The following is a 12,688-nucleotide window of genomic DNA, read 5'->3' on the forward strand; positions in this document are numbered from 1 at the left end:
CCTTCGCGGCGCCCGGCATGGGCCGCGACCCGTCCGCCCGCCGGTCAAACCGTCCCACCGGCCATGCGCCAGGCGAGCGTCAGCGCCGCCACCGTCGAGGAAGGGTTGGCGATGCCCTTTCCGGCGATGCCGAAGGCGGTGCCGTGATCGGGCGAGGTGCGGATGAAGGGCAGGCCCAGCGTCACGTTCACGCCCTTGTCGAAGCCCAGCGTCTTGATCGGGATCAGCGCCTGGTCGTGATACATGCAGACCGCCGCGTCATAGCCCGCCCGCGCCTCCGCATGAAACATCGTATCGGCGGGCAGCGGGCCTGCCAGATCCATGCCCTCGCCACGCAGCCGGTCGAGCACCGGCACGATCAGCTCGATCTCCTCGCGGCCCATGCGCCCGCCTTCGCCCGCATGCGGGTTGAGCCCGGCCACGGCGATGCGCGGCGCGGCGATGCCGAACTGCGCGATGAGCGCCGCATGGGTGATGCGCAGGCGCTTTTCCAGAAGCTCGGCGGTCAGCGCGCGCGGCACTTCGGAGAGCGCGATATGGATGGTGGCGGGCACGACGCGCAGCTCGTCGGAGGCGAGCATCATCACCACCTCGTCAGCGCCGGCGAGGGCCGCGAGATATTCCGTATGGCCGGGATAGGCAAAGCCCGCACCCTCGGCCAGCGCCTGTTTCGAAATCGGCAGGGTACAGAGCGCCGAACAGGCGCCCTCCTGCACCAGCGCCACGCCGTGCGCGATGGCCTCGATCACTCCGGCGGCCTGTGCGGGTTGCGGCGTGCCGGGCTCGCGCGGGCCGGGCAGGGCGAGCGGCAGCACCGGCAGCGCCTCCTCGGCCGCTTGCGCCGCCTCCTCGGGGCTGCTCACCAGCACATGCGGCACGCGGCCCGGCAGATGCGCGGGCTCTCCGATCCAGACGAAAGGCAGCGCCGCGCCGAGGATCTCCCAGGCGCTTTCCGCCAGTTCCGGGCCGATCCCTGACGGTTCCCCGCAGCTCATAGCGACGGGTGCGGGGGCGGCGCTCATTTCTCGACGATGCGAGCGTTGGCGCGCAGCTGCGCGAGATAGGCATCGGCCAGAGCGCCGACGCGGCGATTGCGCAGCCCCATCTCGACCTCCGCGCGGTCGGCCTCCTCGGAGACGGCGGCGGTGCGGCCGCAGAGCATCAGGAAGACCAGCGTCTGCCCGTCCGAGCGCGTCAGCGCGGTCGAGACCTCGCCGGGATCGAGCTTGGAAAGCTCATAGGCGATGTCGGTGGGGATCTCGGCGGGCGGCAGCGTGCCGCGGTCCAGCACGTTTTCCGGCTGGCCCTTGGCGACGCCGTAAAGATCGTCGCAGCGGTCCACCCGCTCCGCCAGCACCCGCGCCTTGGCCAGCGTCTCGGGGCTGCGCCCGCCCGGCATGTAATAGGCGGCGTATTCCACCGCCGCGATCTCGGCCGGGGTATAGCCGGTCTCTTCGATATCGCGCAGCTGGAACAGGGCGATGGCGCCGGGGATCGGCAGCGGGTCGGTCACTTCGCCGGGCGCCAGCCCGAGCAGCAGCGGACGCAGTTGTGGCGGCAGGTCGGTCAGTTCGCGCCACGGCAGGCGCCCGCCGGCGCCGCGCGTCGCGGTGGCGGAATAGCGTCGCGCCTCGGCGGAGAACTCGGCCAGCGAGGTGAGCTGAGAGATCCGCGCGGCGCGGGCGCGCACCTCCTCGGCGTTCTGCGGCGTCATCGGCATGATCAGCTCGGAGAGCAGCACCCGCACGTCGGAGCCCCCGCCGGCGCCCGCGAGCGCGCGGTCGATCTCGTCGGGCGAGACCTGCGCGCGTTGCGCGAACCTGCCTTGCACCAGCGTCCGCCAGGCGGTGCCGGCGCGGATGAAATCGCGGAACGTCTCTTCGGCGACGCCGCCGCGCGCCAGCTCGGTGATGAACTCCTCGCGGCTGAGCTCTGCGCGGCCGGCGAATTCCTCCATGCCGTCGAGAATCTCCTGCTCGCTGGGCTCGATCCCGGCCTCGCGGGCGGCCAGCAGCCGCAGCCGGTCGTCGATGAGCTGCTCGCGGGCGAGCTCCGCCGGATTGCCCGGCGCGTTGAGCAGCGTCAGCATTTGCGCGCGCTGGTCGATCTCGTATTGCGTGATCACCATTTCATCGACGGTGATCGCCGGTGCGAACAGCCCCTGCGCCGGGGCCGTTGCGGGGGTCACGGCCAGCGCGAGCCCCGTGGCGAGAACGAGCGAGCGGAAAAGGCGGGCAGGGGTCAGTTGCATGTGCGTCGGTACTCCTTGGCGCTGCCTGTGGTGCCAAAGCCTGTCAGCGCCACTGTCAGGCCGAAATCTGTGGACGGTTCGAGGTTGGTCGAGGAGGCAAATTTGCGCATCACCGAGAAATCCACCTGAACGCATTCATTGCGGTATTGCAGCCCCAGCCCGGTGCGGTCAAGCCGCTGGTCGGCAAGGTCATAGCGCCACTCCGCCGAACCGGTCCAGTGGCGGTTGATCCGGTAGGAGCCGTCAAAGCCCCATTCGGCCTGCCCCTCGTCGCGGTCCTCGTCGGCATCCTGCACCATCATCACATAGGTGGCGCCCAGATCCATGCGCGCATTCGCCCAGCTGGCGCGGGCCTCGGCCTTGCTGAACTCGGCGCTTTCGTCGAGCAGCCCGCGCGCCGAGATGCGCAGACCCAGCGGGTTGGTGAAGCCGCCGGCGATCAACCAGTCCGAGGCCTCGCCCTCGAGGCCCGAAGAGCGGCTGAAATCATCGTCCACCCGGTCGCGCCAGACCCGGCCGAGGGTCAGCGCGGCGGTCCAGCCCGCCGGCGCCTCGTGCAGCCAGCGCAGCCCGGCGGCGAGTAGCCGGCCGCGCTCGTGCCGGTCGTCGGCGGGGAAGCGCGACAGCGACAGCAGGTTGGCCTCGTCGAACTCGACCCGGGTGCTTTCGTCGTTGGGGATGTCCGGGCGTTCGCCGCCGACCCAGCCATATTGCAGCACCGGCTCCAGCAGGGTGCGCTCGCCATAAGCGCCGCGCCGGATCAGCGGCCAGCGCAGCTCCAGCGCCGCGCCGGGGGTGAACTGCGAGGCCTCGCTGTCGGAGGCGGCGTCGTCGCGCACCGCGTAGCGGTCGGCCCAGAGATACCCCGAGACACCGGCACGGATGCCTCCCGCCAGCGTCCAGCGCCGTTGCCAGCTCGCCTCGGCCGAGAGCCGCGCCATGTCGCGCCCGTCGACGACGCTGTCGTCGTCATTGCTGTCGATATCCAGATCCGAGCGCCGGTAATGCGAATGCACCATCGCCCCGAGCCGCAGCTCGCCGCCCATGCGCGTGGGGAAGAACCGCCGCTCGTACATCGCGTTGATCATGGTGGAGGGCTGGGTGTCGTTTTCCTCGGCGGCGCGCAGCGTCTCGTAATAAAGCAGATCGCCCTGGATATATTCGTCCCTGCGGGCGCGGCTCACGGTCAGCGCGCTTTCCAGCCGTTCGCTGGGGCCGTAATCGTATTCGTTGAAATAGGCGTCGTCCGAAACGCTCTGGATATCGAATTCGAGCTTGAAATCGTCGCGCAGATCGAAGTCGCCCTCGATGAAGAGATAGCCGCGGGTATCGTCAGGCCGCAGCGTGTCCTTGGTCACCGCGCCGTTCACCTCGATCGTGCCATTGGCAAAGGCGCGGCGGTAACGTGCCTCCAGCGTGCGGGTTTCCGAGGAGACATAGGGCGTCAGGGTGATGTCCTGATGATCGCCGAGCGGAATGAAATAGGGCACGCGCAACCCGGTGCCGAGCAGCGTGGTGCTGCGGATCGTCGGCGTCAGGAAGCCGCGTGCGCGCTTCAGCGACGGGTCGGGCAGGCGCATATGCGGCAGCCAGAAGATCGGCACGTCGAGCAGGCGGAACTGCGCGCCCTCGAAATAGAGCTGGCGCTCGTCCTGATCGTGGATCACCCGGTTGGCGCGGATCTGCCAGAGCGGCACCTGATTGCGGCCGCAGACCTGGCAGGAGGTCACCGCGACGCGCGAAAGCTGGGTATAGCGACCCTCGACCCGCTGCGCCTCGACCGCCGCCAGTTGCAGCTGGTCGTCCATCACCATGCGGGCGCCCTTCAGCAGCCCGTTGCGCAGGCCTTCCTCCATCTCGGCGGCATCGGCGAGCAGCAGGTTGCCGGCCTCGTCGGTGATCCGGATCGGCCCCTCGATGGTCAGCGTGCCGTTCTCCTGATCGAAGAGGATGCGCGTGGCGGTCATCCGCATGCCGTCATGCAGCGCCTCGACATTGCCGGAGGCGACGAGCCGCGTGCCGTCCTCGACAAAGACCGAATCCGCGATGAGCAGCGCGGGCTCGGTGCTTTCGTCCTGCGCATCGGCGGCGATGGTGGTGGTCTGTGCGAGCACCGGCAGCGGCGCCGAAAGCGCGAGCAGGGCGGCGAGGCAGAGCGGGCGGGCGAGGCGGATCATCAGCCGTCCTCCATCTGAAGGACGAGTCCCAGCGCCAGCAGCAGCGATGCCACCGGCGGGATCCAGGCGGCGAGGATCGGCGGCAACTGGCCGTTCTCACCCATGATCTGCGCGAAATTGCGCACGTAGTAGAGGCCGAAGCCAAGCAGCACGGCGGCCAGCACATGCAGGCCGGTGCGTCCCAGCCGCGCCGGGCGCATGGTAAAGCCCGCGGCGACGAGCACCATGGCGATCAGAAAGACAGGCCGCGCCAGCTCCATCTGGAACCAGACCACATGGCGTCGCGCGGAAAAGCCCGCCTGTTCCAGCCCGCCGATGAACGCCGGCAGATCCCAGATCGCGATGGCCGAGGGCTTGCCGAAACGGTCGCGGATGCCGTCCTGCGTCAGATCCGACTCGATGCGCAGCACGTCGTGGCGCTCGGCGGAGCTTTCGGGGTTGAGCCCGGCGGCGAGCGGCCAGGCCTTGGCGTCATGCAGCACCCAGGCGCCGTTTTCCAGCGCCGCCTCGGCGGCCTGGATGCGGCGCACCGGCCCGCCATCGGGGGCATAGGCGAGAAAGCTCACGTCATAGAGCACCGTGGCATCGGGATTGGCGCGGTCGGCGCGGATCACCGTCTGACCGCGCGCGCCGCCCTGACGCAGCCACAGCCCTTCCTTGCCGATGGAGATCACCGAGGCGCCGTCGCTCTCGTAGCTTTCGGTCAGGTCGCTGGCGCGTTTCGAGGTGGCGGCGACGAGCGGGTTGAGCATCGCCACGGTAATGCCGCTGATCACCAGCGCCACCAGCACCGGCCCCAGCAGCGCGGTGAGCCCGGCACGCCCGGCGGCGCGCACCACCACCAGCTCGGAGCTGCGCGCCAGCATCAGGAACAGCGCCGCCGTGGCGAGGATCATCACCAGCGGCAGGATCTCGTAGAGTCCCTCGGGCAGTTTCAGCAGCGTCACCTGCACCACCTGGCCAAAGCTCACGTCACTGTCGAACTTGCGCAGTTGTTCGACCAGATCGACGAGGCCGAGGAACAGCGCGAAGATGCCGAGGATCGACATGAACATCCAGAAGAAGCGCCGGGCGAAATAGCGGTGCAGGATCATGCGGGCGCCGCCTCCGTCTCGGGGGCGGGCTTGCCGGGGCGGAAGGGCCGCGAGGCGCGCCAGAGCAGCACGCCGGCGATGCCGGTGCCGGTCACGCTCGGCAGGTAGATCAGCGGCCAGAGCGCGGCATTGGCGCGCACCGGATCGCTCACCGCGCTTTCCACCAGTTTCACCAGCACCAGCAGAAAGATCGCCCCGACGATTTGCCGGGTGATGCCAAAGCGCGAGAAGGTGCCGGTCATCAGCGCCGCATAGCCGATCAGCGCCGCCACCACGCAGAGCAGCGGCTGCTCGAAGCGCATATGCGCCTCCTCCAGCACCTCGCCGATGCTGTCATCGACCTCTGTTGCCACGGCGTTCGTCTCGGTCAGCAGCTCCCAGGTGGAGATCTGCCGGCTGCGCCGTCCGGGCTGGTTGCCGGCGGAGACCAGCTCGCTGATATCGTAGGTGAGATCGGTGAAATTGGTGGTCGAAAGCGTCTCTTCGGCGCGCAGGAAGGTCTGCGCGATGCCCGATTTCATCGCCAGTTTCGGCCCGGAATCGTCGCGCAGGATATAGGCGGTCTCTGCCGTGTAGGTCATCGAGCGCCGGGAATCGCGGCGGTCCGACAGGTAGACATCCTTCAGCTCGCCCTCGGGGGTGATGTCGCGGATATAGAAGGTCACGCCACGGGTCGGGTGCAGAAAGGTGCCCTCATGCAGCAGCCTTGCCGAGACCGAGCCGGAGATCTGCGACTCGCGCAGGCGCAGCTGGGCGATGGAGGCGGGCACCAGCAGGTGGCTGAGAATCGCCATCATCGCACCGATCACCAGCCCGAAGATCAGCACCGGGCGCGCGATGCGCCATGGCGAGTAGCCCATGGTCTTGATCACCGTCAGCTCGGATTCGTTCGACATGCGGTTGGTGACATAGACCGCCGCGCCAAAGGCCGCGATGGGCAGCACGATGGCGATGACGCCCGGCAGGCTCAGCAGCGTGAATTCGAGAAAGATGCCCGCGGTATGGCCGTCGGCGATCAGCTCGTCGAACAGGCTCACCGACCGGTTGACCCAATAGACCATCACCAGCACAAGGGCAAAAAACCCAAAGACCACCATGAGTTGCGACAGCATATATCTGTCGAATCTCTGCACGCCCGCGTTCCCCCCAGAACCTATGTTTCGGCTGACCCTAGTTGATCGGTGTTTGGGGGAAAAGGTGCCTCTGGTCAATGCCGCCGCGCGGCTCTACCACTTGGGGCAGAAAACACAGGAGACCACGATGACCGACCTGCGCAAGATCAGCTTTGCCGAGACCGACCTGGACGCTCTGAAAGACGCGGTGGGCCGCGTCGCCGTCTTTGTGAACGGCGAGGGCCAGCTGGGGCGCGGGGCGCGGCGGCTGAACCGGCTGACCAAAGGGGCGGTGGCGCGCGCGGTCGAGGGCGAGGGCTGGGAAAAGCGCGCCTCGGGCGATGTGCTGAGCCTGGCCTTCCCGGCGGGCATGGCCGCAGAGGCGGTGGATATCGTCAAGCTGGAGCGCCGCCCCGACGTGGCCGCGGCGCGCAAGGCCGGCGCCGCCATCGCCAAGGTCGCGGGCAGCAGCGCGGTGACGGTGCTGGGCGACACCCAGACGCGTCTCGCCGAGACGGTGATGGGGCTGGCGCTGCGCGGCTACACCTTCACCGATCACAAGAGCGACAAGGGCACGCCGCTCGCCCCCGCGCTGGTCTATTGCACCAAGCCCGAGACGGTGGAGGCCGAAGCCGCCGCCGCGCTCGCCGTGGCCGAGGGCGTGTTCTTCACCCGCGATCTGGTCAACGAACCCGCCAATGTGCTGACCACCAGGGAATTCGCCGCCCGGCTCGAGGCGCTGCGCGATCTCGGCGTCGAGGTCGAGGTGCTGGAGGAGGACAGGCTCGCCGAGCTCGGCATGGGCGCGCTGCTCTGCGTCGGGCAGGGCTCTGCCGCGCCGTCGAAAGTGGTGGTGATGCGCTGGAAAGGCGCCGAGGCCGCGCCGCTGGCTCTGGTCGGCAAGGGCGTGGTCTTTGACACCGGCGGCATCTCGCTGAAGCCGGCGGTGGGCATGGAGGACATGACCATGGACATGGGCGGCGCGGGCGTCGTCTCCGGCGTGATGAAGGCGCTGGCGCTGCGCAAGGCGCCGGCGCATGTGGTGGGGCTCGTCGGGCTGGTCGAGAACATGCCGTCGGGCGAGGCGGTGCGCCCGGGCGATGTGGTGACCTCGATGAAGGGCGACACGATCGAGGTGGTCAACACCGATGCCGAGGGCCGGCTCGTGCTGTGTGACGTGATGTGGTTCGCGCAGGAGCACATCAAGCCCGCCGCGATGGTCGATCTCGCCACGCTCACCGGCGCCTGCATCGTGGCGCTGGGGCATGAGAACGCCGCCGTCTATTCCAATGACGAGCCATTCGCCGGCGCCTTCCTGAAATCCGCAGGGACGGAGGGCGAGGGCGCCTGGCGCATGCCGATGGGCAAGGCCTATGACGACATGCTGAAATCGCCGGTGGCGGATATGAAGAACATCGGCGGCCGCCCGGCGGGCTCGATCACCGCCGCGCAATTCCTCGGCCGTTTCGTGAAGCCGGACGTGCCGTGGATCCATCTCGATATCGCCGGCGTCGCGCATGTAAAGAGCGACGGCACGCTGGCGCCCAAGGGCGCGACCGGCTGGGGCGTGATGGCGCTCGACCGGCTGGTGCGCGACCGCTTCGAGACGAAAGAGGGCTGAGCATGATCGTTCCGGCCACGCGCTACCGGGATTGCGACGCGGCGCTCGCCTTTCTCACCGGCGCCCTGGGCTTTGCCGAGCATGCGGTCTATCGCGATGCCGACGGGAAGATCATGCATGTGGAGCTGAGCCAGGGCGGCGGCTTCTTCATGTTCGGCCCCGAGCATCGCGACAGCCCGTTCGGGCGGCACATGCGCAGCCCCGCCGAGGCGGGGGGCGAGACCACCTCGGTCTATGTCTGCGTGACCAATGTGGCGGGGCATTTCGCCCGCGCCGTGGCCGCCGGGGCCGAGATCCTGATGCCGCTGGAAGAGCAGCCCTATGGCGGGCAGAGCTATTCGGTGCGTGATCCGGAGGGGCATCTCTTCACCTTCGGCGAATACCATCCCGAAGGCGACCACGGAGGCTGAGCGATGGGCGCCGCCTATTTCTACCACCTGACCCAGCGCCCGCTGGAGGCGACCCTGCCGGTGCTGCTGGAGAAATCGCTGGCCGCCGGCTGGCGCGTGGCGGTGCGCGGCACCGATCCCGCGCGCATGGACTGGCTCGACCAGCGGCTCTGGCTGGGCCCGGAGGAGGGTTTCCTGCCGCACGGGCTCGCCGGCGGCAAACACGACGCGCTCCAGCCGGTGCTGCTGACCGTGCAGACCGCCATGCCTAACGATGCCGCCTGCCTGATGGCGGTGGACGGCGCCGAGGTCGCGCCCGACGAGGTGAGCCGGCTGGACCGGGTCTGCATCCTATTCGACGGGCATGACGCCATGGCGGTGGAGGCGGCGCGCGGCCAGTGGCGCGCGCTGACCGGCGCGGGCTGCAAGGCGCAGTACTGGTCCGAAGAAAGCGGGCGCTGGGAGAAGAAGGCCGAGGCCTGAGCCAGCGTCATCGCCCTTGGATTGAGCGCTCCGCAGGGACAATCGCCCGGAAATGCGCGGATTTCTGCCGAGGCCTGTAACATACCCTTTGCAAACCCCGTGAGATCGTCAAAAACTTTTGACCATCCCCGGGGACAGCGGGGCTGGGCAGAACGATACGAAACGAGGGACGAATGAGCGTGACCGGTGCGCGTAAAGCGCGGCTAGGCCTGCCGCTACTCTGTGCAATACTTCTGACAACCGCCGCGTGTTCGACCAAGGGTCCGGACATCGCCTATTCCTCGGACGGGATCGATCTCGACCGCCGGGCGATGGCGCTGCGCGAGGTGGATATCCTGCAATCGAAGGGCCAGCGCGTCTGGTGCGTGCCCTTCGCGCGCAATGCCAGCGGCATCCAGATCCGCGGCAATGCCGAGACCTGGTGGGGCAAGGCGCAGGGGCTCTACGATCGCGGCGCCAAGCCGGTGGTGGGCGCCGTGATGGCCTTCGCCTCGACGCGCGGCATGCCGATGGGCCATGTGGCGGTGGTCTCGGATGTGGTTTCCGAGCGCGAGATCCGCGTCGACCACGCCAACTGGACCCGCAACGAGGTCTCGCTGGGCATGTCGATCAAGGACGTCTCGGCGCGGAACGACTGGTCGGCTGTGCGGGTGGAAAGCAACCCCGGCGCCTATGGGCAGACCTATCCGATCAGCGGGTTCATCTATCCTTCGCGGATGAACTGAGCTTTGTCGCGGCGGTGGGCAGGATTGCCCGCCCGACCAAAGCCACCAATCAAGCTTTTGCCTTTCGATCCGTTGCGGCGATGCGGTCACGCCCCCGGCGCCGCCGCCGGTTCACCGGTCCAAAGCCACGTATCCCGAACATCCGCCTGGCCCGACAGCAAACGCCCCGCATGGCGATTTGAGCGACATGCGGGGCACTGATGTGCCGAGAGGATGAGATCTCAGGCGAGGAGATCGTATTCCGTGCCCCCGACCGAAAGCATGATGTCCGTCTGCGCCGCGCCATCGACCAGCGCCCAGAGGATCTGGCCCGTGGGGCGGTAGATCACGAACGCCTCCTCGACACCCGCCGCACCGGCGCCGGCGGTTTCGGTGAAATTGACCTGGAAGTCGTCGACTGAGGCGCCGCCGCCGCCGAAGACCAGAAGATCGCCCTCCGCATCGGAGAAATCCTGGATCCAGTCCGAGCCGTGGCCCTCGACGCCGAGATGGTAGAAGCGGTCGGCATCCGCGCCACCATTCACCCGGTCATGACCGAAGCCGCCATTGATGAAATCGGCGCCCGCGCCGCCAAGGATCACATCCGACCAGGTCTGACCTGTCAGAACGTCGTCACCCGTCCCGCCGAGGATCGTGTCGACGCCGGAGCCGCCGGTGACCGTGTCGTTGCCTGCATCGCCGCGCAGCTCGTCATTGCCGTAGCCGCCGTCGATGCTGTCGTTGCCCTCGCCGCCATAGATCACGTCGCGCAGGTCGGCCGCGGTGTCACCACCGAAGATGATGTCGTCGCCTTCGGCGCCGATCAGCGTGTCGGCGCCGTCCAGCCCGCGGACCGTATCGTTCCCGGCCAGCGCGTCGATCCTGTCTGCGCCGGATGTGCCGATCAGCAGATCGGGACCGGAGGTCGGCCCCTCCGATTGCGCCGCGGCGCTGCCCGAGAGCACATAGACGCGGCCATCGCTCAGGAAGGTCCCTGACGCGGTCAGCTCGCTCGGCGCGCCGATGATAATGTCGGGAATGCCGTCGCCGTCGATATCGCCACCGCCGTCGAGCGCATACCCGGCATTGTCGCCGGGTGCGCCCACCAGGCGCAGGATCCCGTCATCCTGTTCGCCCGTTTCGGGAGAGTCTCCGAACCGTCCGAGCCGGTCAAACGGCAGCAGCGGCGGCGTCTCGCCGGGGGTGGTGTCTTCGCGCCCGAGCACCAGAAAGGCGTTGCCGGCACCGTTATGCGCCCCGGCGAAGCCGACCATGAAGTCGTCGATCCCATCGCCGTTGACATCTCCGACGCCGGCCAGACCGGAGGTCAGGATGTCTTCTGGCGTGTCTTCGACACCGCCGATATTGTCGAGCGCGGGATCGGCGGCGTCGCCGGCCTGATCCCCCATGATGCGGAAGTCGGCCACCGCGTCGAGCGACATGCGTCCCTCGAGACCGCCGGCACCGAGCAGGGAGGCGCCCCCATCAGCCCCCATACAGCGCCGGTGTTGGTTTCCATGCCGTCGTCCATCAGCGGCGCCATGATCGCGACGTCTTCGAACCCGTCATTGTTGATGTCGCCGAGATTGGCCAGGCTGAAGCCGGTCGCAAGCAGCTCGCCGGTTGCGGGCCCCTCCAGAAAGATCGCTTCGCTGAGGTCGATCTCGCCGGGGGCATCCGCCGCGCCGGGGATCACGAAGACACCGCCGGAGACATATTCGTTGCCCTCGATATCGTCGTACCCGTTGTGGAGCTCGCCGGCAAAGCTGGCACCGATCAGCAGATCGTCATGACCGTCGCCGTCGAGATCCGCGAAGGCGAGCGACTCGAACAGCCCGATGGCACCACCGAAGAAATCCGCCTGCATGGAGCCGTCGACCATGCTGGTCTCGACAAAGCCCTGTGTCATGAAGCCGGTCGAGCCGTCACCGGCGACGACGTCAGCGGCGAGGTCGATCGTCGCGGGACGATCGGCGCTGCCATAGATGGTGTAGACCCGGCCCATGAACTGCGCCGGAGAGGGGATGCCTGCGGGGAGTTCCATCACCGAGCCGTCCGGCTGGTAGAACAGACCTTCGGCCTGCGGCGTGCCCACGACAATGTCGCGATAGCCGTCACCGTTGAAATCGCCTTCGCCCGCGACCGCGAGGCCAAGACGCAGGGCATCCGATTCGCCGTTGATCACCGTTGCAGCCGGCGTGCCGGCGCCTCCGCCGGGAAGATCGGCGAGGTCGATCCGGTTGGTCGTGGGTTCGAACAGGCTCGCGACGGAGTCGCCACCATAGATGATATAGCCCGTGCCCGGACGGTGATCGTAGGTCGGAAAGGGCAGTGCCGGATCGTCAATTTCGACGAAGCTGGGTGCGGCAAGGAACAGGTCGTCATAGCCATCGCCGTCGACGTCCCCGGCGGCGGTGCCGTGAAGCTGATCATGCTCGAGCGCGCCCTGCACGAAGAACCCGTCGCCCGGAAGCTCGCCGAACGTGCCGAAGGCACGGGTGATGTTGAATGTGCCATCGGCGATGTCGTCGGCCAGGTCCGAGCCGCCATAGATGACGAACACGCCGCCGGCATCCTGACGCGCACCGAAGCCGTCAAGCCCCGGGGCCGAGATTGCCAGGTCGTCGTGACCGTCACCGTTGAAATCGCCAATATGCGAGACGCGCACGCCAAGTCCGGCGCTCTGGCCAGAGGCATCGATATCCCCTTCGACGCTGAAGCCGAAGGTGTCCGGGTCTGAAATCAGTGTTTGCAGGTTGAGCGACATGGCGCCTACCTCCCTTGAATTTGAACCTGTCCGGGCGCGGGTCGGGCGCCTGTTTCAGGGTATTGAAATCGTGGTCATGCCGCCGCTGTC

General features: G+C 67.9%; 11 protein-coding genes. 4 read left to right on the forward strand and 7 right to left on the reverse strand.

From position 1 onward, the window contains the following. Nucleotides 1-44: 44 nt before the first annotated feature. The 5 genes from pdxA to lptF are packed head-to-tail and all read right to left on the reverse strand — an operon-like array spanning nucleotide 45 to nucleotide 6,634. Complete coding sequence (pdxA, locus tag Ga0080574_RS21320) at nucleotides 45-1,022, reverse strand: 4-hydroxythreonine-4-phosphate dehydrogenase PdxA (protein WP_076704232.1); 978 nt, start codon at nucleotides 1,020-1,022, stop codon at nucleotides 45-47. Continuing rightward, nucleotides 1,019-2,251: a peptidylprolyl isomerase gene (locus Ga0080574_RS21325; protein WP_076704235.1), complete on the reverse strand. Its 1,233-nt coding sequence runs from the start codon at nucleotides 2,249-2,251 to the stop codon at nucleotides 1,019-1,021. Before Ga0080574_RS21325 ends, pdxA begins: the two co-directional genes overlap by 4 nt. Next, entirely contained in the window at nucleotides 2,242-4,428 is a 2,187-nt protein-coding gene (locus tag Ga0080574_RS21330) for an LPS-assembly protein LptD (protein ID WP_076704237.1), read from the reverse strand. The genes Ga0080574_RS21325 and Ga0080574_RS21330 overlap by 10 nt, the downstream gene beginning before the upstream one ends. Then, nucleotides 4,428-5,522 carry an LPS export ABC transporter permease LptG gene (gene lptG, locus Ga0080574_RS21335; RefSeq protein WP_076704240.1) on the reverse strand — a complete coding sequence of 365 codons (1,095 nt, stop codon included), beginning with the start codon at nucleotides 5,520-5,522 and terminating at the stop codon, nucleotides 4,428-4,430. The genes Ga0080574_RS21330 and lptG overlap by 1 nt, the downstream gene beginning before the upstream one ends. Next, nucleotides 5,519-6,634, reverse strand: a complete 1,116-nt coding sequence (gene lptF / locus Ga0080574_RS21340; RefSeq protein ID WP_076704242.1) for an LPS export ABC transporter permease LptF — start codon at nucleotides 6,632-6,634, stop codon at nucleotides 5,519-5,521. The genes lptG and lptF overlap by 4 nt, the downstream gene beginning before the upstream one ends. A gap of 148 nt (nucleotides 6,635-6,782) precedes the next feature. Between lptF and Ga0080574_RS21345 the strand changes: the two genes are divergently transcribed. The 4 genes from Ga0080574_RS21345 (at nucleotide 6,783) to Ga0080574_RS21360 (ending at nucleotide 9,852) form a co-directional block, all read left to right on the forward strand. After that, entirely contained in the window at nucleotides 6,783-8,255 is a 1,473-nt protein-coding gene (locus Ga0080574_RS21345; protein WP_076704245.1) for a leucyl aminopeptidase, read from the forward strand. Nucleotides 8,256-8,257: 2 nt separating this feature from the next. Then, complete coding sequence (locus Ga0080574_RS21350) at nucleotides 8,258-8,665, forward strand: VOC family protein (RefSeq protein WP_076704249.1); 408 nt, start codon at nucleotides 8,258-8,260, stop codon at nucleotides 8,663-8,665. A gap of 3 nt (nucleotides 8,666-8,668) precedes the next feature. Further along, nucleotides 8,669-9,127 carry a DNA polymerase III subunit chi gene (locus Ga0080574_RS21355; RefSeq protein ID WP_076704252.1) on the forward strand — a complete coding sequence of 153 codons (459 nt, stop codon included), beginning with the start codon at nucleotides 8,669-8,671 and terminating at the stop codon, nucleotides 9,125-9,127. 173 nt (nucleotides 9,128-9,300) lie between these two features. Beyond that, nucleotides 9,301-9,852, forward strand: coding sequence for a CHAP domain-containing protein (locus Ga0080574_RS21360; protein ID WP_076704255.1), 552 nt, complete (start codon nucleotides 9,301-9,303; stop codon nucleotides 9,850-9,852). A 221-nt stretch (nucleotides 9,853-10,073) separates the two neighbouring features. On the opposite strand, the gene Ga0080574_RS25680 is transcribed toward Ga0080574_RS21360, so the two are convergent. Both Ga0080574_RS25680 and Ga0080574_RS21375 read right to left on the reverse strand, forming a co-directional pair. Beyond that, nucleotides 10,074-11,273, reverse strand: a complete 1,200-nt coding sequence (locus tag Ga0080574_RS25680) for a calcium-binding protein (protein WP_198039861.1) — start codon at nucleotides 11,271-11,273, stop codon at nucleotides 10,074-10,076. Next, entirely contained in the window at nucleotides 11,159-12,598 is a 1,440-nt protein-coding gene (locus tag Ga0080574_RS21375) for an integrin alpha (RefSeq protein ID WP_076704258.1), read from the reverse strand. The genes Ga0080574_RS25680 and Ga0080574_RS21375 overlap by 115 nt, the downstream gene beginning before the upstream one ends. Nucleotides 12,599-12,688: the final 90 nt, after the last annotated feature.

The sequence above is a fragment of the Salipiger abyssi genome (genome assembly GCF_001975705.1).
In the GTDB taxonomy this organism is placed as follows: domain Bacteria; phylum Pseudomonadota; class Alphaproteobacteria; order Rhodobacterales; family Rhodobacteraceae; genus Salipiger; species Salipiger abyssi.

Excerpts from the sequence above, each read along its gene's own strand:
- pdxA (WP_076704232.1), bottom strand. The coding sequence starts at position 1,022 with ATGAGCGCCGCCCCCGCACCCGTCGCTATGAGCTGCGGGGAACCGTCA.
- Ga0080574_RS21325 (WP_076704235.1), bottom strand. The coding sequence starts at position 2,251 with ATGCAACTGACCCCTGCCCGCCTTTTCCGCTCGCTCGTTCTCGCCACG.
- Ga0080574_RS21330 (WP_076704237.1), bottom strand. The coding sequence starts at position 4,428 with ATGATCCGCCTCGCCCGCCCGCTCTGCCTCGCCGCCCTGCTCGCGCTT.
- lptG (WP_076704240.1), bottom strand. The coding sequence starts at position 5,522 with ATGATCCTGCACCGCTATTTCGCCCGGCGCTTCTTCTGGATGTTCATG.
- lptF (WP_076704242.1), bottom strand. The coding sequence starts at position 6,634 with ATGCTGTCGCAACTCATGGTGGTCTTTGGGTTTTTTGCCCTTGTGCTG.
- Ga0080574_RS21345 (WP_076704245.1), top strand. The coding sequence starts at position 6,783 with ATGACCGACCTGCGCAAGATCAGCTTTGCCGAGACCGACCTGGACGCT.
- Ga0080574_RS21350 (WP_076704249.1), top strand. The coding sequence starts at position 8,258 with ATGATCGTTCCGGCCACGCGCTACCGGGATTGCGACGCGGCGCTCGCC.
- Ga0080574_RS21355 (WP_076704252.1), top strand. The coding sequence starts at position 8,669 with ATGGGCGCCGCCTATTTCTACCACCTGACCCAGCGCCCGCTGGAGGCG.
- Ga0080574_RS21360 (WP_076704255.1), top strand. The coding sequence starts at position 9,301 with ATGAGCGTGACCGGTGCGCGTAAAGCGCGGCTAGGCCTGCCGCTACTC.
- Ga0080574_RS25680 (WP_198039861.1), bottom strand. The coding sequence starts at position 11,273 with ATGTCGCTCGACGCGGTGGCCGACTTCCGCATCATGGGGGATCAGGCC.
- Ga0080574_RS21375 (WP_076704258.1), bottom strand. The coding sequence starts at position 12,598 with ATGTCGCTCAACCTGCAAACACTGATTTCAGACCCGGACACCTTCGGC.